This is a genomic window from Vibrio hepatarius (genome assembly GCF_011806575.1).
Lineage (GTDB): Bacteria > Pseudomonadota > Gammaproteobacteria > Enterobacterales > Vibrionaceae > Vibrio > Vibrio hepatarius_A.
In genome coordinates this window covers 47,596-73,440 of the sequence record NZ_JAATOO010000023.1, presented here as the reverse complement: position 1 = coordinate 73,440, position 25,845 = coordinate 47,596, and the positions used below count along the sequence as shown (strand labels likewise).

Genomic DNA, 25,845 nt, shown 5'->3' with positions numbered 1-25,845 from the left:
TTAAGGTTTCATTTCTAGGAGAAGGCGCGGAGTTTACGATAGTAAATGAGCACCTTCGACACCGAAATGGAACCTTAAGGCCAGTAATTTAGCCGCCTACCGCGATGCGCTTCATATCAGTCATATACCCACGCAGCTCTTCACCGATGTACTCAACTGGGTGGTTACGGATAGCATCGTTCACTTCGATTAGACGCGCATTATCTACTTGGTTCGACGTTTCGCCTAGACCTTTACCGATAACGTCAGTGCCTACTTTCGGCATGAACTTCTCGCGTAGAAGTGGTGTTGCTACGTTGGCGAACAGGTAGTTACCGTATTCTGCTGTATCAGAGATTACTACGTTCATCTCGTATAGACGCTTACGAGCGATAGTGTTTGCGATTAGCGGTAGCTCATGCAGTGACTCGTAGTACGCTGACTCATCGATGATGCCAGACGCTGTCATTGCTTCGAACGCTAGCTCAACACCTGCACGCACCATCGCGATCATTAGGATGCCGTTGTCAAAGTACTCTTGCTCTGAGATTTCTACGTCTGACGCTGGGTAGTTTTCAAACGCCGTTTGGCCTGTTTCTTCACGCCAGCCTAGTAGGTTCACGTCGTCGTTCGCCCAGTCAGCCATCATAGTGCTAGAGAATTCGCCTTCGATGATGTCATCCATGTGCTTGTTGTATAGCGGACGCATCAGCTCTTTTAGCTCTTCAGAAAGCTCAAAGGCTTTGATTTTCGCTGGGTTTGATAGGCGATCCATCATATGCGTGATGCCACCAAACTTCAGTGCTTCTGTTACTGTTTCCCAACCGTACTGTAGTAGTTTACCTGCGTAACCTGGGTCGATACCTTCAGCAACCATCTTCTCGTAACATACGATAGAACCCGCTTGTAACATGCCACAAAGGATTGTTTGCTCACCCATAAGGTCAGATTTAACTTCTGCTACGAAAGATGACTCTAGACAGCCTGCGCGGTGACCGCCCGTTGCTGCAGCCCATGCTTTCGCGATATCCCAACCTTCACCTTTTGGATCGTTCTCTGGGTGAACCGCGATTAGCGTTGGTACACCGAAACCACGTTTGTACTCTTCACGTACTTCCGTACCCGGACACTTAGGTGCAACCATCACTACCGTTAGGTCTTTACGGATCTGCATACCTTCTTCAACCACGTTGAAACCGTGAGAGTAACCTAGAGCCGCGCCTTCTTTCATTAGCGGCATTACGGTTTCTACTACGTTAGTGTGCTGTTTGTCTGGGGTTAGGTTAACCACTAGGTCTGCTTGAGGGATTAGTGTCTCGTAGCTACCTACTTCAAAACCGTTTTCTTTTGCGTTCTTGTAAGACTGACGTTGCTCGTCGATCGCCGCTTGGCGAAGTGCGTATGCCACATCAAGACCAGAATCACGCATGTTTAAACCTTGGTTAAGACCTTGCGCGCCACAACCTACGATAACCACTTTCTTACCTTTTAGGTAATCGGCTTCTGTTGCGAATTCGCTGCGGTCCATAAAACGACAACGACCTAGTTGGTCTAGTTGCTCACGTAGGTTTAAGGTATTGAAATAGTTAGCCATAGCAGGGCTCTCCTTATAAGAATTTTTCCATCTGGTCGATATTTCTCTATCGAATGACCTGATACTAAAACAGACATCAGGTTGCTTAAAGTGATATATTCACAATTAGTTATTGCAAAAAGTGCAACAAGGAAATGATGCTTTCATGAACATTAAAAGTCTGCAGGTATTTATTCACCTGTGTGATAGTAAGAGCTTTGCTAAAACGGCCTCAGCGATGCACATCAGTCCATCGGCACTGAGCCGCCAAATCCAAAAGCTTGAAGCCGAAACTGGACAAGGCTTGTTTGTTCGCGATAACCGCAGCGTCGAATTAACTCCAGCGGCAAAAAAACTGTTACCAGTAGCGCTGCGAATCCTCGGTGAATGGCAGAACTACAATGCGCAACTCAAAGGAATAGAAGAAGAACTAAAAGGGGAAATTCGCCTGTTTTGTTCGGTCACTGCAAGTTATAGCCATCTACCCGAGTTGTTGACCGAATTCCGCATTCAACATCCATTTATCGAATTCAAGTTACAGACCGGCGACCCAGCCACCGCGATTGAGCGGGTGTTGGCTGACGACGTGGACGTGGCGATCTCCGCCCTACCCGAACAACTGCCTTCCCGTATCGAATTCGAAACCATCAGCGAGATTCCACTGTCAGTGATCGCACCGGTTGGCGTCAGTAACTTTGCCGAAGAGCTGCAAAAAGAAAAGCCGGACTGGTCCAATATTCCGTTTATCGTCCCAGAGTCTGGCACCGCACGCGAACGCGCGAATACTTGGTTTAAGAAGATGAAAATCAAGCCGAACATTTACGCGCAAGTGTCTGGACACGAAGCGATTGTCAGTATGGTGGCGCTTGGTTGCGGGGTGGGTATCGCGCCAGATGTAGTGATCAACAACAGTCCGGTCAAAGAGAAAATACAGCGCCTGAAAGTCGCGTCGATTCGTCCGTTCAAACTTGGGCTGTGCTGCAAACGTGCTCAGCTTGATAACCCACTCGTCAAAGCGCTATGGCAAGTTGCCCAATCCACTTACATTGCTCCTTAACTCCCACAACGCAAAAAGCCACCTTTCTAGGTGGCTTTTTCAATTGGGCGCTCAGTTAAATGACGCGAGAGAACTGTTGCTGACGCGCTTTGGCACGCAGGTATTTATCGAAACACATACAGATGTTGCGGATCAGCAATCGACCGCGCAACGTCACGCGGATTTCTTTTTCATCCACTTCGACCAACTGGTCATCGATAAAGGTTTGTAGCAAGCCTAAATCTTCTTTGAAGTAGTGGTTAAACTCGACGTTAAAACCGGCTTCAATCGCAGTTTTATCCAGCTTGAAGTTACAGATCAGCTGTTTGATAACTTCACGACGAAGTAAGTCATCACTATCAAGTGCCACACCTTTCCATAAAGCGTGGCGCTGTTCACCAACCTGTGCATAGTATTTCTTCAGCTCTTTCTGGTTTTGTGCGTACGCGTTACCAATCATAGAAATTGCTGAGACACCAAAACCGACTAAATCACACTCACCTTGTGTGGTGTAACCTTGGAAGTTGCGGTGCAGAATGCCATTACGCTGCGCCACAGCCAGTTCATCGTCCGGCTTAGCGAAGTGGTCCATACCGATAAATTGATAACCGGCACCTGTTAGCGTGCTGATGGTGTCCTGCAGGATCGCCATTTTCTCTTCCGCTTGAGGTAAATCTTCATCTTTGATTTTTCGCTGTGCGGCAAACAGTTGTGGCATATGGGCGTAGTTAAATACCGACAAACGGCCCGGCTGCATTTCGAGTACTTGGCTTAATGTCTTGGCAAACGACTCTTTGGTTTGCTTCGGCAGACCGTAAATCAAATCGAGGTTTGTCGAGCGGAAACCAAGCTGCTTAGCACGCGCAACCATAGCGAAGATGAACTCTTCATCTTGCTCACGGTTGACCAGCTTCTGCACTTCTTTGTTGAAATCCTGCACACCGATACTGAGGCGGTTAAAGCCTTCGCTGCGCAAATGGTCCAGCATATCCAACTCGATTTCACGCGGGTCGACTTCAATGCTGATCTCAGAGTCTGGTTCAAAAGCAAATTCACCACGCAGAATCGCCATCAAACGACTGACTTGCTGTTTGCTCAAAAAAGTGGGTGTACCACCACCGAAGTGTAATTGAGTCACTTTACGACCGTGCAACAGCGCGGCGCGCGTGCGGATCTCCAACTCCAATACATCTAAGTACTCATCCGCCTTGTGCGCATGACGAGTGATGACTTTATTACAGCCACAGTAGTAGCAAAGCTTGTGGCAGAATGGAATGTGGATATACAGAGACAGTGGTCTTTCTGGGTACTCCGTGCACGCCATATCGTAATCGGCAATAGTAAACGCCTCGTGAAACTCCAACGCGGTTGGGTACGAGGTGTAACGTGGGCCTGAGTAGTTGTATTTATCGAGAACTGCTTGGTCCCACACTATTTGCTGACTGGCGACAACTTGCTGCGACATGATGCTTTTCCATTTGGGCTGTAATAATTGTCTGGCGGCTAAGCCTTACGTATCGCCGCGTATTTTGCCACAGCAAAATGGCGCTCGTTGCCAGACAGTTCGCTTTTTGAGTAACAATGCTCGGAATTGATAACCCGATCACTTACTGATCATAGGAAGTCATCGGGGTTTCGCTAGATCATTTGAATGTTGATCTGATTATTTAAAGGCTGAACTTTTTTTTGTAGCTGCGTAAGCTCTTCAATGATCGCGTCTTGCAGGCGAGATTCTGCCTTTTGACGTTCCAGAGTCTGTTTCATACGTTCTTTTTTCACGAGCTGTTGGCGGTCTTCGCCGCGCGCCATGTCTTTGACAATATGAAACAGTTCAGCTGTCGCTGGGTACTCTTTATCGAAATCCACTCGGTCGTCACCTTGGACATAATCCATGATGTTATATAGACGAATGCTGATCTCTGATAAGTCGCATTGACCTTGAATACCTGCGAGACACAACACATGAACGCTTTCGAAGATGTTCGCGTTGCGTTTTTCGACCGCTAATTGCTTATGCTGCTCTTGCAACTCCTTTTGCTTTTTCAGCTGGAGCAGAAGGTAACCTGCATAAGACGCTAAGCCGAGAATAATGATTCCACCAGCAATGGCTAACACAGTTACATTCATAACGGGCTCTTATCCTTTAAATTGGTTCAGATCCAAGTCTTCAAATTGCGATAGTAGGTCATCATCCGTGGCGGCTTTTTTGCTCGCTTTTTTCACGGTTGGTTCTACGACAACTTCTTCTTCAAATTCTTCTTCCGCTGGCTCTTCGTATAGACCTAGCTGCTTCATCAGAACTTCGATTCGCTCAAGCTTCTCGTCGACATATTTCTGTAGACCAGCGCCTAAGCTTTCACCGTTGTCTAGACGGTCAAGCAATACGTTTAGCTGCGCGTCATTCTCAAGCATCTCAAGTTCTTTCTCAGCGTTTACTCGGCGATCAGCCTTGCTTGGCTTCTTCGCTGCTTCAACAACGAGAGGAATTTTCTTCTTGCTGCCTAAACGCGGGTCACGTTTTTGAGCTGCGCTGCGCTGCTGCTGTGCTTTTTCTTCTGAGTTACGCGTACCTGTCTTTAGACCTTTACGCTTTTTCTCTCTTTTACGCAGACGTCCTTCAACGTCTGACTGTGTACGGTTACGAACAACGACTACGTCGCCGTTACCGCCTGATCTTGCTTTCTTACTACGGCTCATTACTGGGGCTTCCTCAGTAAAATTACATCATTACCAATAAATTCAAGCTCGAGCTGATCCCGCTCCGCCAAGTACTGAAACGTGTTTCGGCTAAAGAACACCACGTGCGTCGGGTCATTCTTGTAGTGCCAACTGGCAAACGCTTCGACATTGATAACCAGTTTGGTCATCAGACCAATCCAGCCACCTGGCTTAACCAAATTTAACCATTGTTGCCACACGCTATCAGGATCATAAAGATGCTCGATAACTTCTGTGGACGTCATAAAGTCGTACTGTCTTTCTAACACCTTCTTATCAGGATGATAGTAGATATCGTACAAACTCATTGTGTGGCCCTGCTCTTCCAACATTATGGATAACGTAGGTCCCGGACCACAACCGAAATCTATCCCGTGAGATGCAGGCTCAATACGCTCTAATATGGGGTCAGCAACCCGCGATAAAAAGCGTCGATAGCCCTCGTCATTTGGATCATTTTCGTGCATGTCGTAGTGAGCTTTTTCCTCCGTCGCATCCAGTCTTTGGTCTGGATTGACGAATACTAGCTCACACTGCAAGCACTGAAGATACGCACGGCGCTTATCTTCAAAGTAATGTTGAGTATCCAAGCTTTGACAAAGTGGGCAGTGGTGCATTGTTCCATCCTCAAACAGGGATGCGAAACATACCAGAAACTGACCTGAGAGTGGAGCACTATTGTACAAATAATCATCGATTCAAGAAAATATTCTCGAATCCTGCATGAATCAGGATCACGAGGTAAATAAATTTGTACTTCAGACTTTAGTTCACTGACTTTTAGCGGCGAGAATGGGGAGTAAACCCAGAGGCGGGTTAAGTGAGATATAAAAAAAGCGATAGGAAATTCCCATCGCTTTCTAAATGCCCGAAGGCCAAACTGTGTTGCACCGAGTATAGTGCACCAAATATCCTTTTGTTTTTCGCGCTTTCCCTGCAAAAGGTGTCGTTTTTCACCATCCTAGTGAATTTTGGCTTTCCGTGTTACTTCCTGTATTGGGGCTAATCCTTAGCCGGTTCCCTTACAATGTCTAAACCATTAGACAAGTCGACCATCCCTATCGAGTAAGCATCCTGCTTACCCCTTTCCTTACTTATTTCACAAGCATCCCTTGCCTGCATCCCTTTAAGACCATCCTAGTCTTATTTCCCTTATCAGCACCCCTGCCGATGTAAACACTTTACTGCGATTATATTTCCAAGCAATCATCACGAATAAATATTCGGCACTTTTTTTAGGTCAAATTTTAGCTGATATATTTTTCAATAACTTAATGAGTTGTCGCGACCAATCTCAGTAACACGAATAGCCGATCTCTCACAAAGCAGATGGCGAGAAGAGAAATGGGATACCAACTTGCACGGTGACAGCGATCAAATGAAAAAGCCCAGAGACAACTCTGGGCTTTTTCAGTACAACTTGTGCTCGAACGAATAAGTAGGGCTTAGTGTAGGCCACCAACGTATTTCGAAAGTACAGCGATATCGTCATCTGTCAGCTTTTTAGCCACGTCACGCATCATAGCGTTCATGTCGTTACCACGTTTTTCATCGCGGAATTTTTCTAGCTGAGCTTTGATGTAATCGGCGTGCTGACCAGAGATTTTAGGAAAACCTGATAGCTCTGTACCGTTACCACGTGGGCCATGACAAGCGATACAAGCCGTTAGGCCACGCTCAGCATCACCAGCGGTGTATAGAGATTTACCTTTCTCTACAACATTTTCAGGTGTTGTATTAGGAGAAATTGGTAGTGAAGCGTAGTAAGCAGCAAGATCTTGCATATCTTGCTCAGACAGTGGCATTGCCATACCACTCATTACAGGGTCGTAACGACCTTGCTTACCGTTGCTAGTCATACCCAGTTTCAGGTCTTTCAGCTGCTTCTCAATATATTTAGCATGCTGACCTGCAAGTTTAGGGTACATTGCGAGTTGACTGTTGCCATCAGCACCATGGCAGGCAACACAAGTTTGGGATTTTGCTTTACCAGCTTCAATGCTGCCTTGGGCCCACACAGAGCAGCTGGCTAAAAGACTCAAGATTAGCGCTAATTTCTTCATGACATTCCATTATAATTATCAAGCTTCCAGTACCACTCTGCGTTAACACTCATGGTACAATAGGCGACCTTATGCCGAGCACGGTTATTTTACACAATTTCACAAAAAAGTAATCAATCGACTACACAAAGTCGAGATGGAGTTAACAGTGAGCGTAAAAATTCATTATCAAAACACCCATTTCATCACCAGCGCACCTGACATTCGTCACATGCCTGAAGATGAAGGTATCGAAGTTGCGTTCGCAGGACGTTCCAACGCCGGTAAGTCGAGCTCTCTTAACCGCTTGACGAACCAGAAAAGTTTAGCAAAAACCAGTAAGACACCAGGTCGAACTCAGCTAATCAACTTATTTAAAGTCACCGACGGCTGCCACATCGTCGATTTGCCAGGGTACGGCTTCGCGCAGGTCCCACTTGAGATGAAGAAAAAGTGGCAAAAGTCTCTCGGCGAGTATCTACAAAAACGCCAATGTTTGAAAGGACTCGTGGTTTTGATGGATATCCGTCATCCAATGAAAGATCTCGACCAACAACTGATCTACTGGGCGGTAGATAGCGGCATTCCAGTGCAAGTGTTGCTGACTAAAGCAGACAAGCTGAAAAGCGGCGCGCGTAAAGCACAGGTACTGAAAATCAAACAAGACGCGAAAGGTTTTGGCGGTGACGTCAGCGTGGCAGCATTCTCTTCACTGAAAGGTATTGGTGTCGACGTACTTCGTAGCAAACTCGACGAGTGGTTCGCACCAGCACTTGCAGAGTCAGTGGTCGAAGAGCTTGTTGAAGAAGAGCAGCAAAGCGAAGAGCAAGAATAACGTTTAAGATTATCAAAGAGCCTCACTCACCGAGTGGGGCTTTTTTATATAGCGCAGATACAAAAATCCCCACCATCCTGGCGGGGAAACGGGAGAGAAATAGTAGTAATAATTATTGTGTGCTAAGGATTGTCGAAACTGACGCGATATGCAATCCCCTTTTCCCATCCCATAAATGTTCCCATCACCATTAACAACGCCACTATAAAGCGCTGATAAATAAAAAGATAACCTATGAGTTCATAAGCCAAATTGCAGGATCTATGCTTTGGTTTTCGTATTGAAATAACAAAAGTGTGAATGGAGTTTTATTACAAAATTATGCTTAGTTACAAACAAAAACGAGGGAAATGGCGTAAAGCGTGGCGAAAGGAAACAACATCAAGATAAAGTGAAATCGATATTAGTCGGGCTGTAAAAGTTTTCTTTGCCCCAATAAAAAACGCCCCAGTCAAAAGCTGACTGGGGCGGCTGAATCAGCCTAATCCAATAACGTGAAACAAAAGGTCTGAAAGATAGAACATCTTACCTCTGTACCCTACGCCGTTTAATGTACAACAATTGGTCAGAAATGAAAACTCTTTTTGTAGTTTTTTTTCATTAAGGTTTTATTAAACTACATTTTACCAAGATATCTGAGATCTTATTTAGAGATAAAAAAAAGCTGGCGTTTGTGCGCCAGCTCATACAAATCAGTCCAAATTGCTCAAATAGTGTCTAGTGCGCTTGATCCCAGTTGTCACCGTGACCCGCTTCGGCCACTAGAGGCACTTCAAGCTGTGCTGCAGATTCCATCAATTCTTGTACTTTACTTTCAATTTCGGCTAAAGACGACTCTTGAACTTCAAAGACCAATTCATCGTGCACTTGCATCAATAGTTTCACACGACCATCGCCTTCTTTTTGGATCCATTCGTCGACGAGTAACATCGCCTTCTTGATAATGTCCGCCGCAGTACCTTGCATCGGTGCGTTAATCGCCGCGCGTTCTGCCGCTTTACGACGCATACCGTTACGAGACTTAATTTCTGGCAAGTGCAAACGACGACCAAAAATCGTCTCGACGTAGCCTTGCTCTGACGCCGCACTGCGCGTGTCTTCCATGTACTGCATCACGCCAGGGTAACGCTCAAAGTAAGTGTCCATGTACTGCTGCGCTTCACCACGTGGAATGCCGAGCTGTTTTGCCAGACCAAACGCGCTCATACCGTAGATCAGACCGAAGTTTACCGCTTTAGCTCGGCGACGTTGCTCGCTGGTCACCTCTTCGATGTTGACGCCAATGATCTCAGCCGCGGTCGCCGCGTGGATATCTTTACCCTGCTGGAACGCCTCAAGTAACGCTTTGTCACCCGATAAGTGCGCCATAATGCGTAGCTCAATCTGCGAGTAGTCGACCGCCATGATCTTGTAGCCGTGTGGCGCGATAAACGCCTGACGGATACGACGACCTTCTTCATTACGGATTGGAATGTTCTGCAAGTTTGGATCGGTTGAAGATAGACGACCCGTCGCGGTCACCGCCTGATGGTAAGAAGTATGTACTCGGCCCGTTTCAGGGTTAATCATCTTCGGCAGCTTATCGGTGTAAGTCGACTTCAGTTTCGCCAGACCACGATATTCCAAGATCAGTTTTGGTAGTGGGTAATCCAGCGCAAGCTCTTGCAGTACTTCTTCATTCGTCGATGGCGTGCCTGAAGGGGTTTTCTTAACAACTGGTAATCCCATTTTCTCGAACAAGATCGCTTGTAGCTGTTTTGGCGAGTTCATATTGAACTCTTGCTCTGCCACTTCATACGCTTTCTGTTCTAGCTCATCCAAGCGCTGGGCAATTTCTTGTGATTGTGCAGAGAGCTTCATGTCATCAATCAGAACACCGGTACGTTCGATGCGAGATAACACAGGCACCAGCGGGACTTCAATCTGTTCGTAAATCGCTTTAAGTTTGTCATCGCTTTCAATGTTGGCGATCAAGCGGTTGTGTAGACGCAGAGTTACGTCTGCATCTTCCGCTGCATACGGTGACGCTTGTTCCAGCTCGATTTGGTTGAAAGTCAGCTGCTTTTTGCCCTTGCCAGCAATTTGCTCAAACGAGATGCAACTGTGCTGAAGGAAGCGCAGCGCCAAGCTATCCATATCGTGTTTACCGCCGACACTGTTGTAGACGTAAGACGCCAACATGGTGTCGTATTTAATCCCTTTCAGCTCGATATCGTAGCGCGCTAACACGCTAGCATCGTACTTAAGGTTCTGGCCGACTTTCGCTTGGCTGCCGTCTTCTAAAATTGGTTTTAGCTGCGCCAGTACCCAATCGCGGTCAAGTTGTTTTGGCGCGTCTAAGTAATCGTGGGCAACAGGTACATAAGCCGCCACACCTTCTTCAGTCGCGAACGACAAACCAACGAGGTTTGCGACCATGTAGTCAAGGCTGTCGGTCTCCGTATCAAACGCAAACACCTCCGCTGCTTTTAGCTTTTCAAACCAAGCGTTGAACGTCTCTTCGTCCAGAATCGTTTCGTATTGGCTGCGGTCGATGGTAACCGCTGGTGTTTCCAGTTCAGGGGCAAGATTAGAAGAAGACACGCTCGCGCCTGATTTTTCTACCGCTTCCACTACGCCTGTACCGCCGTCGAGCAGTTCATTCAACCATGATTTGAATACCAGTTGGCCGTACAGCTTAATCAGTTCATCTTTATTTGGCGTGGTTTTGATCAGCGAGTCTGGCGTTTCTTCGAGTTCAACGTCGAGTTTGATCGTCGCTAACTCATAAGACAGCATCGCGTTGTCTTTGTTATCCACCAGCTTCTTCGCCATGGTTTTTGAACCACGGAAACCAAGCGGTGCAATATCATCAAGGTTTTCATACAGCTTGTCTAAACCGCCGATACCTTGAAGTAATGCCGTTGCGGTTTTATCACCCACACCAGGTACGCCAGGAATGTTATCGACTTTATCACCCATCAGCGCGAGATAATCGATGATCAATTCAGGTGGAATACCAAATTTTTCAATCACACCTTCGCGATCCATCACCACGTTCGTCATGGTGTTGATCAGGGTGATATTGTCATCCACCAACTGCGCCATATCTTTATCACCGGTACTAATAAGTACTGGCATACCCTGCTTCGATGCTTGATGCGCGAGAGTACCGATTACGTCATCGGCTTCGACGCCCGGGACACAAATCAACGGTAGTCCCATCGCACGGATCACATCGTGTAGCGGTTCAATCTGACAACGCAGGTCGTCTGGCATAGGTGGACGATTGGCTTTGTATTCTGCGTACATCTCATCACGGAACGTTTTTCCCTTTGCGTCAAATACAACCGCGATACGCTCGCTGTTGAACTGGCGCATCATGCTACGCAGCATGTTTACCACACCGTAAACGGCGTTTGTTGGGATATCACCATTGCTCATGGTGCCTGGATAAGCGTGAAATGCACGGTATAGATAAGAAGAGCCATCAATTAAAATCAATGGATTGTCTGGAATACGAGCCATAGTCTTTTAGCATCCTAAAATAAAGATCTGCCTAGGATGCCATGACTGCGAGAGTGAATCCATTTTAACTCAATGAATCCAACTCACACATTTGTCGATTGTTTACCCACACTTAGCCACCACCTGTGGATAACTCTGTTTATATTATTTATCCACTGCCTATAAACCTGAGTGCCAACAACAGATAAAACAAGATAAGGCATTGTTATTAAACAATTAAAACACAGATCGATCATCTAAAGATCGATCCATTAACGATCTTCAATTGTGGAAAAGACTATTGGTGTCCTTTTATTCAGCGCTGATCTTGAGGCATAAAAAAAGCGACACCTTTCGATGTCGCCTAGCAAAAACAGGTCAAAGCTTGTTCAAATGAGTGTCGGCTTTGCCAGAAAGCTATAAATTACACTGGAAGCAATGTGAGCAATGTCGTGTCAAAAAGAACTCGTGCAAGTTCGTTTAAGTTCAGTGTCATCACCGTCTCCAATTAGAATCTGGTAACTCTACGTCCTTGTGAACTTCTCTCATTCCCTAAGACGAGATAAATAATAACCATTCTCATTTATAACTGCAAGCATTAAATGAGAAAAAGTCTCATTTATTTTCTATGACACGGTTATTGGCTTTACAAAATGGAGGCGAGATTCAATCAATTTTTGTTTTTCTTCAAATTTTTCAATCATATAGCCATTTCTTAATAGTAGCCTCAGCATCGCCGGAAATTGATTGCGAGACTTCACTTTAAGCTGACGGTAGCCTTGTTCGCGTACCCAATGTTCTTGCTGGTCCAAAAGCGCTTGAGCAACGCCTTTGTTTCTTGCCCGAGGTGTGACGCCACCAAACCAGCTATAAAAGGTTTCACTATCCAGTTCATAACCAATCTTAAAGCCAAGAATATGTTGCCCTTCCTGTGCGACGAGAATCAGATAGCGTTTACCATCTAGCCGCTCTGACAACGACTCAACCGTTTCTTTGCTGACAAACTCACTGATTTGCTCCACCGCCTCGACACACTCTTGCAGTGTACCCTGTCGATAAACCATGCTCATGACTGTCTCCCTAAAATAATAAAGGCCAGCAAATGCTGGCCTTTGTTAACGTCCATCTGCGAGCGATTTACCGCTCGCAAACTTCGTCATTTTTCGCCTTTGAGGTACTGAGATGCTTGTGCATTTTCTTCGGCTAACCACTCTGCGACGTCTTTCGCAAAGTAGGTTAAGATACCGTCCGCGCCTGCACGTTTGAAGCACAGCAGTGATTCCATCACCGTTTCGCGCTCTTTCAACCAACCGTTTTGGAATGCCGCTTTGTGCATCGCATATTCACCAGACACCTGATACGCAAACGTTGGAACGCTCAGCTCAGACTTCACACGACGAACCACATCTAAGTATGGCATGCCCGGCTTAACCATAACCATGTCAGCACCTTCGTTGATGTCCATTGCCACTTCATGAATGGCTTCATCAGTGTTGGCAGGGTCCATCTGGTAGTTCTTCTTGTTGCCGCCTTTAAGGTTACTTGACGAGCCGACGGCATCGCGGAAAGGTCCGTAGTAACAAGATGCGTATTTCGCAGAGTACGCCATAATCTGCGTATTGATGTGACCCGCTTGCTCTAGCGCTTCACGAACCGCGCCAATACGGCCATCCATCATGTCAGATGGTGCAACCACATCTGCACCCGCTGCTGCGTGAGACAGCGCCTGTTTGATAAGTACCTTAGTAGTCTCATCATTCAGTACATAACCATCTTCATCGATGATGCCGTCTTGACCATGTGTGGTAAATGGATCAAGCGCAACGTCGGTAATCACACCGATCTCTGGCACGTGCTCTTTCAAAGAACGCACCGCGCGTTGCACCAAACCTTCAGGGTTGTACGCTTCAGCGGCACACAAGCTCTTCGCATCTTGGTTGACGACCGGGAACAGAGCGATCGCTGGTACGCCCAACTGAGCAAGGTACTGCGCTTCTTCTAACATCAAGTCGATAGACAAACGTTCGATACCAGGCATAGATTCAACGGTTTCACGACGATCTTTACCCATCAGGATGAACATTGGGTAAATAAGATCGCTTACCGACAACTGGTTCTCTGCCATTAGACGGCGACTAAAGTCATGTTTACGCATACGACGCATACGACGGCCTGGGAATTGACCTTGAATCGAAACTGACACTCTGTTCTCCTTGTGTGGTGAAAGTGCTAAGTTGTGAAACTGCATGAGCTGCATAATATCACTCCACACTTTTGACACCAGTGACAGAGTAGAAAAATGCAAAAAATGACCATAGGCTCACACTGCCTTATACTCACCCCAACCAACCAGACTTGAGAAACAACATGATCGATACCCACGCCCATATTTACGCCAGCGAATTTGATAATGACCGTGATCAGGTCGTCGAGCGCGCTTTAGCACAAGGCATCGAAAAGATTCTGCTACCGAACATCGACCTAGAGTCAATTGAACCGATGTTGCAAACCGAGGCGGCCTATCCTGAAATTTGTCGTTCGATGATGGGGCTCCACCCTTGCTATGTGGATGGCAACGTAAAGCAAACACTAGAGATCATTCATTCGTGGTTTGCCAAGCACAATTTCATTGCCGTGGGTGAAATAGGTATCGACCTGTACTGGGATAAAACCTATAAAGCAGAGCAGGAAATGGCGTTCACCACTCAGCTCAACTGGGCGAAAGAGATGAAACTGCCAGTGGTGATTCACACTCGCGATTCGATCCAAGAGACTCTAGCGTTACTGGAAAAAGAACAAGATGGCTCACTGTCTGGCGTGTTCCACTGTTTTGGCGGCAGTATTGAGGAAGCAAAGGCGATCAATGACCTCGGTTTTCACCTTGGTCTGGGCGGTGTGACGACGTTTAAAAATGGCGGTATGGATAAGGTGATTCCTCACCTTGATATGGATTACGTGATTTTAGAAACCGACTGTCCTTACCTTGCGCCGGTTCCGCACCGCGGCAAACGTAACGAACCGTCGTATATTCCACTAATCGCCGAGCGTATTGCTTCTCTGAGAGCGCTTTCGATTGGCGACGTTCAAGCGATGACTAACCGCAACGCTAACCGCTTGTTTGCTTTGTAACGGCTGCTAACGTCCGGCAGATAAAGAAAAAGGTTGGCGATGGCCAACCTTTTTCATTCTCATTGTTTAGCTTTCGCTTTCTGACTCTGATTCCTTATCGTCATTCTTGCGCACATAGAAACGGGCGAAGAACAAGCCGACTTCAAACAGCAAACACATCGGGATAGCGAGCAAGGTTTGCGAAATCATATCCGGCGGTGTCAGCATCATACCAACCACAAACGCGCCAACGATAATATATGGTCGCTTCTGGCTGAGGCTTTTCGGGTCTGTCGCTCCTGTCCAGCACAGTAAGATGATCGCAACCGGTACTTCAAACGCTATACCAAACGCCATAAACAGTGCCAAGACAAAGTCGAGGTAACTCGAAATATCAGTCGCAAACTCGACGCCACCTAAAGAAATTGCGGTAAAGAAGCCAAACACCAGCGGAAACACGACGTAGTATGCAAACGCGACACCACAGTAAAACAGTAACGAGCTTGAAAACAACAAAGGCATGATCAAACGTCGTTCGTGCTTATATAGTCCTGGTGCTACAAATGCCCAGACTTGATACAAGATAAACGGTACCGCAACAAACACGGCCGAAATCAGTGTTAGCTTCAATGGTGTGAAAAACGGTGACGCAACGTCAGTTGCAATCATCGTCGCCCCTTCTGGTAGGCGATCGACCAAAGGCTTAGAGATAAATTCGTATATTTCGTTAGAAAAGTAGATCAGGCCAACGAACACCACCAATATCGCTAAAATTGCGCGTAATAAACGGTTTCGAAGCTCTAAAAGATGGCTGATCAAAGGTTGTGTCTGCTCAACCGAAGACATAGCTAACCTCGTTTATAAGATCAAAAAGGAGCCACACAAGATGCAGCTCCTCGAGAGAGACTATTCGGCTTTTTTATCTGCTGAAGGCTCACGAGCGTCAGAAGCGGATTTGCTTTCCGCCTCTGCTGTTTCCGCTTTTTTATCAGCGGATTGTTCGTTCGCGTATGGACGCTGAACTTCTTGCGCGGCTCTTTTCAGCTCTTCGACTGACGATTTTAGCTGAGGATCCAAATCCTCCATGCCCATCTGCTCAGCTTTACGCAAGTTTTCTTGTAGCTCCTGCACCTTCAGCTCATGTGAAAGTTCGTCTTTCACACTGTTTGCCATGTTTTTCGCAGCGCCGATAAAACGAGAAACGCTACGAATTGCGTGAGGCAAACGCTCAGGCCCAAGAACCACCAGCCCGACGACAGATATTAATACCAGTTCCCAAAAACCGATATCAAACACGTCTTATGCCTGCTCTTTGTCTTTCTTAGTTTCAGAAGTCTCTGCAGACTTCTGCTGTTCGATGTTTTTTGGTTCAAAGTCAGCGTCTTTCGCTTCGGCGTCTTTCTTAGCAGCCTCTTCATCGCTCATTGCTTTCTTGAAACCTTTAACCGCACTACCTAGGTCACCGCCGATGTTGCGTAGCTTTTTAGTACCAAAAAGCAGAATAACAATCACAGCAATAATCAGAAGTTGCCAAATACTAATACCACCCATTCTTTTTTACCTCGGGTCTTATTAAAAATAATTTATTCAAAGAGTTTAACGTCTATCGACGATAAGCTCGCCAACTAAGCAACCAAAATGTGACGCCACCAATAGCGCTCATCATTGAAAGCTGCTCAAACGTGGTGTTGACCAATATTGCCGAGCATACGACTAATGTTGCACCAACACCAAACAAAAATTTTCCTGTCGCCTGCTGACGCTTGCTCTCACGGTAACCTTGGTAGAGCTGATCCATACGTTGGTTCATCATCTTACCTTGGCGTAAGCTGTCGTAGAGCAACTCAGGTAACTCTGGCAATTTCTCTGCCCAGAACGGCGCTCGGTCCTTAACGGCATTGATTACCGCTTGCGGGCCGACTTGATTCATCATCCACTCTTCTAAGAATGGTTTCGCCGTTTCCCACAAATCCAGTTGTGGATACAGTTGACGGCCTAAGCCTTCAACGTAAAGTAACGTCTTTTGCAGCAATACCAGCTGAGGTTGCACTTCCATATGGAATCGACGCGCGGTGTTAAACAAGTTCAACAGCACGTGACCAAACGAGATCTCACACAAGGGTTTGGCGAAGATTGGTTCACAAACGATGCGAATCGCAAACTCAAACTCATCAATATTTGTTTCACGTGGAACCCATCCAGATTCAACGTGCAACTCAGCCACTCGGCGATAGTCGCGGTTGAAGAACGCTAAGAAGTTTTCCGCTAAGTAACGCTTATCTTCACTGTTCAACGTACCAACAATGCCACAATCCAATCCGATCCACTGCGGGTTTTCCGGATGCTTAGGTTCAACAAAGACGTTGCCTGGATGCATATCAGCATGGAAGAAACTGTCGCGAAACACCTGGGTAAAGAACACGCTAACACCACGTTCAGCCAGCAGCTTCATGTTGGTGCCGTTCGCCTTCAGCCCTTCAATATCAGAGACTTGAATGCCATATATTCGCTCAGAAACCATGACAGTTTTATTACTGAAGTCGGAAAAAACTTCCGGCACATATAACTCTTCGCTGCCTTCAAAGTTTCTTCTGAGTTGAATCGCGTTAGCCGCTTCACGGCGCAGATCCAACTCATCAAGCAAAGTCTTTTCGTACTCGCGTACCACTTCCACTGGTTTTAAACGACGTGCTTCAGGAAGTGCTTTGGCGACTATACGTGCCATGCGGTACATCAGTTTTAGATCTGCATCAATGACTGGGCGAATATCTGGCCTGATAACCTTTAATACCACTTCTTGGTTAGTCTCTTTTAGCTTCGCAGTGTGCACTTGGGCAATGGAAGCAGACGCCAGTGGCGTGATATCAAAATCGTTGAACCAGTTTTCTAATGGACCACCAAGCGCGAGCTCAATTTGCTCTTTCGCCAGTTGGCCGTCAAATGGGGAAACTTGGTCTTGCAGCAGCGCGAGAGGGTCAGCGATGTGCGGTGGGAACAAATCACGACGTGTCGACATCATCTGGCCGAACTTAATCCATACCGGACCAAGTTCTTGCAACGCTAAACGTAAGCGCTGGCCAAGTTCTTTATCGCTGTGCTTATTCTTAATCCAGAACAAGCCTTTACGCGCTAGCAGCGGCGCTTTGGAAAGCTGATGGTTGGGCAATAACTCATCAAGACCGTATTCCAGTTGAACCTTGGTAATATGGTAAAGACGCTTTAGCTCAGAGAGAGTCATGCACGCTCCAGAAGTTGCTTTAGCTTAGCTTCTACGCGAGCCGCGTGGCTTTTCAGATCATCAACTTGGTCGCAGAAATACGCCACTTCCAGCGGCGCTGGGGCGATTTTCCACTCTTCAGTCAGCACTTGCGCGAGATGGTTCTGGTGTTTGCTTGCTTGCGCTTTGACAAACTGACCCAAATTCTCCGCGCCTTTCACCAAGGTATGCGCAACCACATCACCCGTAGCACGTGACAGCCATTCTTCGATGTCTGGCTTGCAATCGGTCATTAACTGAGAAAACTTCTGTGCTAGCTGGATATCGCCTTCCAGCACCAGCTTATCTTGCTTGATCAGCTTGGTGATGTTTGACTGGTCACGCAATTCAGGTAACACAGCAAGGTTCAGCGATAGGTAGCAATCAGGTTCACCTTCGTAATTCGCCAATACATCGATTTGTTGGCTGAAAACGAACGTCAGGGTTTTATTGATTTCTTTGAGGTGTACCTGAATCACTTGCCCTTTGAGACGAGCTAAACGACGACCCAGTTCAGGGTCGTCTTTGATTAAGGTATTGAGAGATGTTTCGACTACTGCCGTTACAAGAGGGTCAAATGGCATAACGTTCCTACCTTAGAACTTGTAACCACGGTGCAGTGCTACGATACCGCCAGTGAGGTTGTAGTAGTTGGTTTTCTCGAAACCCGCTTCTTCCATCATCCCTTTGAGTGTTTCTTGATCTGGGTGCATGCGGATAGATTCCGCTAGGTAGCGGTAGCTCTCTGAGTCATTTGCCACTAGTTCACCCATTTTTGGCAATAGGTGGAACGAGTAAGCGTCATAAATTTTTGATAGTGGCTCAAGAATTGGCTTTGAAAACTCGAGCACCAAAAGACGACCGCCTGGCTTAAGCACACGGAACATGGAACGCAGCGCTTTGTCTTTGTCTGTTACGTTACGCAGACAGAAGCTGATGGTGATCGCGTCAAAGTAGTCATCTGGGAATGGCAGCTCTTCTGCGTTCGCTTGAACGTAGTGCACATTACCGACAATACCGCTATCGCGCAGTTTGTCACGGCCAACATTCAGCATTGAGTTGTTGATGTCAGCAAGAATCACGTGACCTTTTTCACCGACAATACGCGAGAACTTTGCGGTCAAATCACCGGTACCGCCACCAAGGTCCAACACTCGTTGACCCGGACGAACACCACTACAATCGATGGTAAAGCGTTTCCAAAGACGATGAACACCACCAGACATCAAATCGTTCATGATGTCGTATTTTGCTGCGACAGAGTGGAACACCTGAGCCACTTTCTCGACTTTTTCTTCTTTTGCTACGGTGGTGAAACCAAAGTGTGTTGTTTCACTCGATTCTAAGGCTGTATTCGATTGCACGCTTGTATCCGTCATGATGTTTCCTCTTTGAACAGTGCCAATGAATATATACGGCCTGAGCACTGCGGGCGATTAGTTTACTTTATCCTCAGCCGGATGTCTTTCTGCGAGCGAATCATTTTCACCCAATGTGTTGTTTTCTGTGAGGCCATCATAATGAGCCATGTCACTCAGCTTGGCCGAAATCGGTCGCTTCACCTCTACGCCAAGCTGTTTAAAGCTTTCCGCTTGGCGAATGACATTGCCACGCCCGGTTGCCAGTTTGTTCATCGCCCCTTGGTAGTTCTGATTGGCTCTGTCCAGCGCGCCGCCAAGACTTTCCATATCATCGACAAACAAACGTAACTTATCGTAGAGTTTGCTCGCGCGTTCGGCGATCACCTGAGCGTTTTGGTTTTGTCGCTCGTTGCGCCACAAATTGTCGATGGTGCGCAATGCTACCAGCAAGGTGGTTGGGCTGACCAAGATGATATTTTGCTCCATCGCGTCTTTCACCAAGCTTGGGTCGGCTTGGATCGCGACCTGAAACGCGGGTTCAACCGGAATAAACATCAGTACGTAATCGAGGCTCTGAATGCCTTTAAGCTGATGATAGTCTTTTTGTGATAGCCCTTTGATGTGCGCGCGCAGTGCAAGTAAGTGGTCACTTAACGCTTTATCCCTTTGATTATCGGTTTCGGCGTTAAAGTAACGCTCGTACGCGACCAAGGCGACTTTGGAATCCACGACCACCTGTTTGTCTTGCGGTAAGTGAACAATCACATCCGGTTGGTAGCGTTTCCCAGCTTCGTTTTGCAAGCTCACTTGTGTTTGGTATTCATGGCCTTCACGCAAACCTGATTCGGCTAACACGCGAGCCAACACCACTTCGCCCCAGTTGCCTTGCTGCTTGTTATCGCCTTTTAATGCCTGAGTCAGATTAACCGCTTCACGCGTCATTTGTTCGTTTAAGCGCTGCAGGTTTTTTAACTCGTGCACTAGGGTATGGCGCTCTTTCGCTTCCACGGTGAAACTGTCATTGACCTGTTTTTTAAATCCTTCCAATTGCTCTTTAAGTGGGCTCAAAATCCCTTCTAAACTCTGACGGTTTTGTTGGTCGACTTTGGCGGTTTTACTTTCAAACAGTTGGTTCGCCAAATGCTCAAACTGCTGCTTTAGACGTTCTTCAGCCTTTTCCAGCAACTCGAGTTTCTCTTGGTTGGCTTTGGTTTGTTGCTCGTGGCGCGCTTCCTGTTCTCGCAGTTGCGCTTCCAGCTGTGACTTTTGCTCACGGACGCGATTCAGGTCATCGGAATATTGCTGGCGCTCTTGTTTGACGGCTTCGAAATAACGCAGCTTTTCCATTACCGCCATCATCTTACCGTGCAACTGTTTTGACTCGTACGCGGCTTTGTCGCGCTCGGTATCGAGTTCATCCAATTCTTGCTGGGCTTGCTGCAGCTCTTGTTGTAGCTGGCTGATTTGGCTGTTAGCAAGTTGCTGGTTTGATGTCAGCTGTTGTTCCATAAGCTGATGACTAAACTGCATTTTTTGCTTTACCCACCAGCCCACACCCAGCCCGCTAATTACGGCACCACTGAGCGCGCTGACGATCAAGCCCTGATTCTCAAGAATCCATTGCATAATAAAGGTTTAACTCTCTTTCCAGATATTGATTTAATGGTATTTTACCACTGGATAAATGTCCAGTTTGTCGACTAGATATCGAACAGATAGACTAGGCTCACCGTACTTCATCCCCTCTCAGGAAACTCAGGGATTCACCTATCGGTCTTAGGATAAGGAACATCATGGACGAACGTCGCGCGCTTGGGTTTGGTTTAGCCGCTGTACTCTTGTGGTCAACGGTGGCCACCGCATTCAAACTGACTCTGGCAGAGTTTACCCCGATTCAAATGCTGACCATCGCCAGTATCGTGTCTGCACTCGCCCTGACGGTGATTTGTGCCGCACGCGGAAAACTCGCCTCAATACCCAGCACTTTTGTTTCCAATCCTTGGTATTACTTGTTGTTGGGGTTAATTAACCCGCTGGCGTATTACCTGATTCTGTTTAAAGCTTACGACCTCTTACCCGCTTCTCAGGCACAAGCGATTAACTACAGTTGGGCAATTACTCTGACTTTGATGGCGGCGCTGTTTTTGGGGCAAAAGATCCGTAAGCAAGATTGGCTGGCGTGCTCGTTGAGCTACTTTGGCGTCGTCGTGATTGCAACTAAAGGCGATATCCTCGGCTTGAACTTTGAAAGTCCACTTGGCGTCGGATTAGCATTGCTCTCCACTCTACTTTGGGCGGGCTATTGGATTCTGAATGCAAAGAACAAAGCTGACCCGATTGTCGCCGTGCTGCTGGGCTTTCTGGTCGCGATCCCGTTTGCCATTGGTATCAGCATCTATGAGGGGGCAAGCTGGCAACAGGTTTCTCCTCGAGGTTGGTTAGCGGTGACATACGTCGGATTGTTTGAAATGGGCGTCACTTTTGTCTTGTGGCTGAGCGCATTGAAGCTCACCCAGAATACCGCGCGGATCAGCAACCTTATCTTTGCTTCTCCGTTTGTCTCGCTGATATTGCTTGCGACCATCATAGGCGAGGATATTCACCCAACGACCCTCATTGGTTTGGTATTGATTATCAGTGGATTGGTGATCCAGCAGATCAAATTTGGCAAAAAAGATCTCTCACAAGCCGCTAGTTAACATATTTACAACACATCTTTATTAGGATGCGTTTATCTCTCTGCTATAAAAAATGCCGGATATCTCCGGCATTTTTTCGTTTAATCAACGAAAGCTGTCAGTTGACCTTCTTTCATCAGCCAACGTTCGCACTGCGGATTTAGACCTTGCGGCTGATGCGCCACTTCAATGATCAATTTATCTCGCCAGTCTTGCGCAAGGTTATGACGGATAACTCGCTCGGTGTTTTTGTCCAACGCACTGAATGCTTCGTCCAACACATAGATCGGGGTATTGCGTAGCCATGCTCTCGCCAAAGCAATACGTTGCGCCTCTCCTCCGCTCAGCCGAGCGCCGTTAATACCCAGTTCGGTATCTAAACCCTTAGCAAGCGCACCATACATCGACTCCAAGCAGACTAATCGCAATGCCTGCATAAGTTTCTCATCGCTATAATTTCCTCCTAGAGATAGGTTATAACGCAAAGAGGCCGGAAAGATGACGCTTTGCTGCGGAACATAACTGGTTTGCAACCAAGCGGCTTCACGATTTTTCATGGTGATCGCTTGCCCTTTGAGCCTTAATGGTGCGCTTTCCGACAGATAAATCGCCGCTAGATAGCGCAATAATGACGTTTTACCGCTGCCACTTTCACCTTGAATAACCAAGTGTCGTCCCGCGGATAGTGAAAGCGAGACGCCTTCAAAGATTTTCTCCGGTGCGTTTTGATATCGATGACTAAGTTGTTCAACACTCAATAACACGTCAGAGTTGACCGAACTTGGCGTTGCATTACTCGTACATAGCTCAGTTGACGACTTCACATCTAACATGGCAATCACGCGACGACATGCCGGAAATGTCTGTGGTAAGTCTTCAAAAGTTCGCGTCAGCGCCAGTACCGGACCAAACGCGCCAGCGTACAAACATAACGCAGAGAGCGATAACGCTTCTCCCGTAAGCCAAGCGACACAAAGCATCGCCAGAAAGCCGCTGCTGATCAGTACATCGCTCAACGCATCCTTCGTACCGTTGCGTATTGCCAAGCGATTGTGCAACTGCTGCAGTTCTTGACCTTGTTTGGTCACTTTACGCTGAAAGAAAGGCATCGCGGACCAATTTTGCACTTCACTGAATCCAGACATAACATCCGTCAACAGAGCATTCAATTGACCAAACTGACCACGGATACCTTGTCCTAACAAACCATTGCGCTTGAGATGCCACACAGGAAGAGCCGCCCCAACCGCCAATAACAGACCAAACAATACCATTGCAGCCGGACCGACCAACCAATAGCCGTAAATCGTCACCAACAACGACACCAACAATGCAGACAACACGGGCACGATAGTATGCGCATAAAATACTTCGATACGTTCGATATCCGACACCACACGCGCCGTCAACTCACCCGTCGATAAGTCTTGAATATTGTCTGGTGCTTGCGCTTCAAGTTGCCAGTAGACCTGATTACGCAAATCTTCTTGAATACGAAAAGCAGCGTTGTGCCCTGATAATTGCTCGACGTAACGGCATGCTGCTTTGCCAACGCCAATCAATAACAATGGCCAAATCAGTTGTTCCCATATCGCCATGGAGTGGCCCGCAAACAAGCGTTGTGCATAGTGTCCAGCCACAACCAGAATCGCAATCGTCCCTAACTGATTGAATACCCGGCAGAGTAAAGACAACGTCAGTGGCGCCAGATGAGGCTTAGCGAGGCGTAATAACGTTTTAATCATACCCAAGCCTCCGTTCGTTTTGCTTTAATTGCATTTTGCCAGTCGCGGACATCAATCACGCGGTCCGCCTGCTCAATGAGTCGTGGTGAATGACTGATCACCAATACGCCCGCCTGTTGCTTAAGTTGATGCAGCGCGTCAATGATATGTTGTTCGCTTTGGTTATCCAGCTGGCGGGTCGGTTCATCAATTAAGAACAAACTATGGTTTGATAAAAATGCCCGTGACAAACCCAGCCGTGCGGCCTGACCACCGGAGATATGCTTACCGCCTTCCCCAGTCTGACGCAACAACCCTTCCGGATAACGCAGCCATTCTGTCAGTCCACATCGATTAAGCGCATTGTAAATATCACCCTGAGACGCGTTGGGCGCAGCCAGTCGGCAATTGTCTTCTAAGGAAGTATCAAAGACGTACGGCATTTGTTGCAGATAGCCAACCGATTGATGGGTAATGATGCCGCTGTTGGGTTGGAGTTGACCGCGGATAAGCTTAAACAGCGTTGATTTACCACAACCACTTGGCCCTTGGATAACAACCAGCTCCCCTTTGTATACGGTTAAATCGACACGTTGAAATAACAGTCGATGCTGATCATAACCGAAGGTCAAACCTTGAATATCCAGCATAATATGACGGTTTTGCGGTGTGAGATGATGAGTATCATTTTCTTCCATCGCCAGCACTTGCTGAACGTCGGCTTGAACTTCTCTTCCCAACGCTCCAGCAAAGAAGAATGCCCCCATCAAAGACAGCGGTCGAATTAACTCTACGCTCGCTAAAATAATGAACGCAGCGGAAGCAGCATCGATAATGCCAGATTGATAACGCGTAATCGCCAACAGCGACGCCGCCACTATCGTACCGAGTGAAAACAGCAAGTCGACCAATAAAATCACCAGTTGATTGGTCTTGAGCAACGACATGGTCGAACGGCGCAGCGACTCACCATGGTGTTCAATCTCACGCCCCCACGCTTTAGAGAATTGATACAGTTTTAACACTGGGAGTCCATGCAAACTCTGGGTAAACAACTCGGTCAACACGGCGAGGTTATGTTTGTAGGTTGCACTGACGCTGGCAAAGCGCTTAAACACCAACATTAAAATTGCAGGGATAAGCGGGATCATCAACAGCAGCACAAAACCCGAAAATGGGTCGATGCAGGCGATAAACAGACAAACTAACAGCGAACCAAGTAAGCCGATAAAGAACTGTGGAACAAATAGCCCCCAATATAAATCCAATACTTCGACGCCTTCACCAAGCAAGTAATTAAGCTTACCTCGCAGGTCCGGAGTCATCTGGTGAGGTTTTAGCTTCGCAAGTTTGTCGAGCAATTGAGTACGCAGACGTTGCTTCACCTGCGCGGACGTCTGAGCACCTAGATGACGGTGCCAGATTATCAATCCAAAACGCAGCGCAACGAGGACAGTGGCCATAAGCAATAGCTGACCAGCCGCCTGCTGAACATCGACCAGAAACAATTGGCTCACAAGCCAATACTGACCAACTAAGCCAAGAATAATCAAAATGCCGCTTGTTACCGTCCCGAGCAACCAAGGCTTAGCGGTTTGAGGAATCGCACCTATCATTGTTGTTCCTCACCTAGCTCGATGCGTGTTTTGTAACGCACGATCACATACGTTTCGATCAGCGCAATAACAATCAAAGCGATCTGTGCGGAAGGCCGTTCATCCAACAACCAAACGACCGTCGCCAGTATAGAAGCCCATACCAGTATAAGTACGCGCGCCTTTTCCGCTATGGTCAAACCGCGATTCTCTTTGATGTTCCTCAGTGTCGGACCAAGTAAGCGACTGGCCAGTAACCAAGATTGAAAACGAGGAGAGCTAACGCTGAAGCAATACAGAGCTAACAGCGCAAAAGGGACGGTGGGTAATAAGGGAATAAACACACCGACCATACCCAGCCCAGTCGCGCTGACCCCTATGGTCAAGAAGGTATATCTTTTAATCATGTTCCAATTCATTCTGTAAATTGTCTGTCGTAATGAAAGGCTGAATT

The 25,845-nt window shown here is 47.1% G+C and carries 23 protein-coding genes and 1 pseudogene; 4 read left to right on the top strand and 20 right to left on the bottom strand.

Going from position 1 to position 25,845, the window contains the following annotated elements; translation table 11 throughout:
* Positions 1-88: 88 nt before the first annotated feature.
* A complete protein-coding gene (gene ilvC, locus HCZ42_RS16925) occupies positions 89-1,573 on the bottom strand; it encodes a ketol-acid reductoisomerase (protein WP_167421958.1) in 1,485 nt (494 codons plus the stop codon).
* 145 nt (positions 1,574-1,718) lie between these two features.
* Between ilvC and ilvY the strand changes: the two genes are divergently transcribed.
* Complete coding sequence (gene ilvY, locus HCZ42_RS16920; RefSeq protein WP_167421957.1) at positions 1,719-2,609, top strand: HTH-type transcriptional activator IlvY; 891 nt, start codon at positions 1,719-1,721, stop codon at positions 2,607-2,609.
* A 55-nt stretch (positions 2,610-2,664) separates the two neighbouring features.
* On the opposite strand, the gene hemN is transcribed toward ilvY, so the two are convergent.
* The 5 genes from hemN to HCZ42_RS16895 form a co-directional block, all read right to left on the bottom strand.
* On the bottom strand, positions 2,665-4,053 hold the full coding sequence (gene hemN, locus HCZ42_RS16915) for an oxygen-independent coproporphyrinogen III oxidase (protein WP_167421956.1): 1,389 nt from the start codon (positions 4,051-4,053) through the stop codon (positions 2,665-2,667).
* Between the two features lie 173 nt (positions 4,054-4,226).
* A complete protein-coding gene (locus HCZ42_RS16910) occupies positions 4,227-4,715 on the bottom strand; it encodes a DUF2489 domain-containing protein (protein ID WP_167421955.1) in 489 nt (162 codons plus the stop codon).
* 9 nt (positions 4,716-4,724) lie between these two features.
* A complete protein-coding gene (yihI, locus tag HCZ42_RS16905; protein WP_167421954.1) occupies positions 4,725-5,285 on the bottom strand; it encodes a Der GTPase-activating protein YihI in 561 nt (186 codons plus the stop codon).
* The gene (locus HCZ42_RS16900) at positions 5,285-5,923 is read right to left on the bottom strand and encodes a class I SAM-dependent methyltransferase (RefSeq protein WP_167421953.1); all 639 of its coding nucleotides are present in this window, start codon (positions 5,921-5,923) and stop codon (positions 5,285-5,287) included. The genes yihI and HCZ42_RS16900 overlap by 1 nt, the downstream gene beginning before the upstream one ends.
* Positions 5,924-6,751: 828 nt before the next feature.
* The gene (locus HCZ42_RS16895; protein WP_053411003.1) at positions 6,752-7,369 is read right to left on the bottom strand and encodes a c-type cytochrome; all 618 of its coding nucleotides are present in this window, start codon (positions 7,367-7,369) and stop codon (positions 6,752-6,754) included.
* Positions 7,370-7,517: 148 nt separating this feature from the next.
* On the opposite strand from HCZ42_RS16895, the gene yihA reads away from it, so the two are divergent.
* The gene (gene yihA, locus HCZ42_RS16890; protein ID WP_167421952.1) at positions 7,518-8,183 is read left to right on the top strand and encodes a ribosome biogenesis GTP-binding protein YihA/YsxC; all 666 of its coding nucleotides are present in this window, start codon (positions 7,518-7,520) and stop codon (positions 8,181-8,183) included.
* A 476-nt stretch (positions 8,184-8,659) separates the two neighbouring features.
* Here yihA and HCZ42_RS22195 read toward each other — a convergent pair whose 3' ends face one another.
* The 4 genes from HCZ42_RS22195 to hemB all read right to left on the bottom strand — a co-directional run bounded on the left by HCZ42_RS22195 (position 8,660) and on the right by hemB (position 13,872).
* Complete coding sequence (locus tag HCZ42_RS22195; protein ID WP_438356636.1) at positions 8,660-8,707, bottom strand: hypothetical protein; 48 nt, start codon at positions 8,705-8,707, stop codon at positions 8,660-8,662.
* Between the two features lie 193 nt (positions 8,708-8,900).
* Entirely contained in the window at positions 8,901-11,690 is a 2,790-nt protein-coding gene (gene polA / locus HCZ42_RS16885) for a DNA polymerase I (RefSeq protein ID WP_167421951.1), read from the bottom strand.
* A gap of 605 nt (positions 11,691-12,295) precedes the next feature.
* Complete coding sequence (locus HCZ42_RS16880; protein ID WP_167421950.1) at positions 12,296-12,739, bottom strand: GNAT family N-acetyltransferase; 444 nt, start codon at positions 12,737-12,739, stop codon at positions 12,296-12,298.
* Between the two features lie 86 nt (positions 12,740-12,825).
* Positions 12,826-13,872 carry a porphobilinogen synthase gene (gene hemB, locus HCZ42_RS16875; RefSeq protein ID WP_167421949.1) on the bottom strand — a complete coding sequence of 349 codons (1,047 nt, stop codon included), beginning with the start codon at positions 13,870-13,872 and terminating at the stop codon, positions 12,826-12,828.
* A gap of 164 nt (positions 13,873-14,036) precedes the next feature.
* On the opposite strand from hemB, the gene HCZ42_RS16870 reads away from it, so the two are divergent.
* Positions 14,037-14,798, top strand: coding sequence for a TatD family hydrolase (locus tag HCZ42_RS16870; protein ID WP_167421948.1), 762 nt, complete (start codon positions 14,037-14,039; stop codon positions 14,796-14,798).
* A gap of 66 nt (positions 14,799-14,864) precedes the next feature.
* On the opposite strand, the gene tatC is transcribed toward HCZ42_RS16870, so the two are convergent.
* The 7 genes and pseudogenes from tatC to rmuC all read right to left on the bottom strand — a co-directional run bounded on the left by tatC (position 14,865) and on the right by rmuC (position 21,020).
* Complete coding sequence (gene tatC / locus HCZ42_RS16865) at positions 14,865-15,623, bottom strand: twin-arginine translocase subunit TatC (protein ID WP_167421947.1); 759 nt, start codon at positions 15,621-15,623, stop codon at positions 14,865-14,867.
* A 155-nt stretch (positions 15,624-15,778) separates the two neighbouring features.
* Positions 15,779-16,073: pseudogene (gene tatB, locus HCZ42_RS16860) on the bottom strand (Sec-independent protein translocase protein TatB); the annotation flags it as partial.
* 3 nt (positions 16,074-16,076) lie between these two features.
* Positions 16,077-16,328: a Sec-independent protein translocase subunit TatA gene (gene tatA, locus HCZ42_RS16855; RefSeq protein WP_053411010.1), complete on the bottom strand. Its 252-nt coding sequence runs from the start codon at positions 16,326-16,328 to the stop codon at positions 16,077-16,079.
* A 52-nt stretch (positions 16,329-16,380) separates the two neighbouring features.
* Positions 16,381-18,015: a ubiquinone biosynthesis regulatory protein kinase UbiB gene (ubiB, locus tag HCZ42_RS16850; RefSeq protein WP_167421945.1), complete on the bottom strand. Its 1,635-nt coding sequence runs from the start codon at positions 18,013-18,015 to the stop codon at positions 16,381-16,383.
* Positions 18,012-18,617 (bottom strand): ubiquinone biosynthesis accessory factor UbiJ, encoded by a 606-nt coding sequence (locus HCZ42_RS16845; protein ID WP_167421944.1) that lies wholly within the window; start codon positions 18,615-18,617, stop codon positions 18,012-18,014. Before HCZ42_RS16845 ends, ubiB begins: the two co-directional genes overlap by 4 nt.
* 12 nt (positions 18,618-18,629) lie before the next feature.
* Positions 18,630-19,412 (bottom strand): bifunctional demethylmenaquinone methyltransferase/2-methoxy-6-polyprenyl-1,4-benzoquinol methylase UbiE, encoded by a 783-nt coding sequence (ubiE, locus tag HCZ42_RS16840; protein ID WP_167421943.1) that lies wholly within the window; start codon positions 19,410-19,412, stop codon positions 18,630-18,632.
* Between the two features lie 57 nt (positions 19,413-19,469).
* Entirely contained in the window at positions 19,470-21,020 is a 1,551-nt protein-coding gene (gene rmuC / locus HCZ42_RS16835) for a DNA recombination protein RmuC (RefSeq protein WP_167421942.1), read from the bottom strand.
* Between the two features lie 167 nt (positions 21,021-21,187).
* On the opposite strand from rmuC, the gene HCZ42_RS16830 reads away from it, so the two are divergent.
* Positions 21,188-22,093: a DMT family transporter gene (locus HCZ42_RS16830; RefSeq protein WP_167421941.1), complete on the top strand. Its 906-nt coding sequence runs from the start codon at positions 21,188-21,190 to the stop codon at positions 22,091-22,093.
* A gap of 80 nt (positions 22,094-22,173) precedes the next feature.
* On the opposite strand, the gene HCZ42_RS16825 is transcribed toward HCZ42_RS16830, so the two are convergent.
* From HCZ42_RS16825 to HCZ42_RS16815, 3 genes are read right to left on the bottom strand one after another with little or no spacing between them, the layout of a single operon-like run.
* Entirely contained in the window at positions 22,174-23,817 is a 1,644-nt protein-coding gene (locus HCZ42_RS16825) for an amino acid ABC transporter ATP-binding/permease protein (RefSeq protein WP_167421940.1), read from the bottom strand.
* Positions 23,814-25,412: an ABC transporter ATP-binding protein/permease gene (locus tag HCZ42_RS16820; RefSeq protein ID WP_167421939.1), complete on the bottom strand. Its 1,599-nt coding sequence runs from the start codon at positions 25,410-25,412 to the stop codon at positions 23,814-23,816. The genes HCZ42_RS16825 and HCZ42_RS16820 overlap by 4 nt, the downstream gene beginning before the upstream one ends.
* A complete protein-coding gene (locus tag HCZ42_RS16815) occupies positions 25,409-25,798 on the bottom strand; it encodes a YbaN family protein (RefSeq protein WP_167421938.1) in 390 nt (129 codons plus the stop codon). The genes HCZ42_RS16820 and HCZ42_RS16815 overlap by 4 nt, the downstream gene beginning before the upstream one ends.
* Between the last annotated feature and the right edge of the window lie 47 nt (positions 25,799-25,845).

Excerpts from the sequence above, each read along its gene's own strand:
- ilvC (WP_167421958.1), bottom strand. The coding sequence starts at position 1,573 with ATGGCTAACTATTTCAATACCTTAAACCTACGTGAGCAACTAGACCAA.
- ilvY (WP_167421957.1), top strand. The coding sequence starts at position 1,719 with ATGAACATTAAAAGTCTGCAGGTATTTATTCACCTGTGTGATAGTAAG.
- hemN (WP_167421956.1), bottom strand. The coding sequence starts at position 4,053 with ATGTCGCAGCAAGTTGTCGCCAGTCAGCAAATAGTGTGGGACCAAGCA.
- HCZ42_RS16910 (WP_167421955.1), bottom strand. The coding sequence starts at position 4,715 with ATGAATGTAACTGTGTTAGCCATTGCTGGTGGAATCATTATTCTCGGC.
- yihI (WP_167421954.1), bottom strand. The coding sequence starts at position 5,285 with ATGAGCCGTAGTAAGAAAGCAAGATCAGGCGGTAACGGCGACGTAGTC.
- HCZ42_RS16900 (WP_167421953.1), bottom strand. The coding sequence starts at position 5,923 with ATGCACCACTGCCCACTTTGTCAAAGCTTGGATACTCAACATTACTTT.
- HCZ42_RS16895 (WP_053411003.1), bottom strand. The coding sequence starts at position 7,369 with ATGAAGAAATTAGCGCTAATCTTGAGTCTTTTAGCCAGCTGCTCTGTG.
- polA (WP_167421951.1), bottom strand. The coding sequence starts at position 11,690 with ATGGCTCGTATTCCAGACAATCCATTGATTTTAATTGATGGCTCTTCT.
- HCZ42_RS16880 (WP_167421950.1), bottom strand. The coding sequence starts at position 12,739 with ATGAGCATGGTTTATCGACAGGGTACACTGCAAGAGTGTGTCGAGGCG.
- HCZ42_RS16870 (WP_167421948.1), top strand. The coding sequence starts at position 14,037 with ATGATCGATACCCACGCCCATATTTACGCCAGCGAATTTGATAATGAC.
- tatC (WP_167421947.1), bottom strand. The coding sequence starts at position 15,623 with ATGTCTTCGGTTGAGCAGACACAACCTTTGATCAGCCATCTTTTAGAG.
- tatA (WP_053411010.1), bottom strand. The coding sequence starts at position 16,328 with ATGGGTGGTATTAGTATTTGGCAACTTCTGATTATTGCTGTGATTGTT.
- ubiB (WP_167421945.1), bottom strand. The coding sequence starts at position 18,015 with ATGACTCTCTCTGAGCTAAAGCGTCTTTACCATATTACCAAGGTTCAA.
- HCZ42_RS16845 (WP_167421944.1), bottom strand. The coding sequence starts at position 18,617 with ATGCCATTTGACCCTCTTGTAACGGCAGTAGTCGAAACATCTCTCAAT.
- ubiE (WP_167421943.1), bottom strand. The coding sequence starts at position 19,412 with ATGACGGATACAAGCGTGCAATCGAATACAGCCTTAGAATCGAGTGAA.
- rmuC (WP_167421942.1), bottom strand. The coding sequence starts at position 21,020 with ATGCAATGGATTCTTGAGAATCAGGGCTTGATCGTCAGCGCGCTCAGT.
- HCZ42_RS16830 (WP_167421941.1), top strand. The coding sequence starts at position 21,188 with ATGGACGAACGTCGCGCGCTTGGGTTTGGTTTAGCCGCTGTACTCTTG.
- HCZ42_RS16825 (WP_167421940.1), bottom strand. The coding sequence starts at position 23,817 with ATGATTAAAACGTTATTACGCCTCGCTAAGCCTCATCTGGCGCCACTG.
- HCZ42_RS16820 (WP_167421939.1), bottom strand. The coding sequence starts at position 25,412 with ATGATAGGTGCGATTCCTCAAACCGCTAAGCCTTGGTTGCTCGGGACG.
- HCZ42_RS16815 (WP_167421938.1), bottom strand. The coding sequence starts at position 25,798 with ATGATTAAAAGATATACCTTCTTGACCATAGGGGTCAGCGCGACTGGG.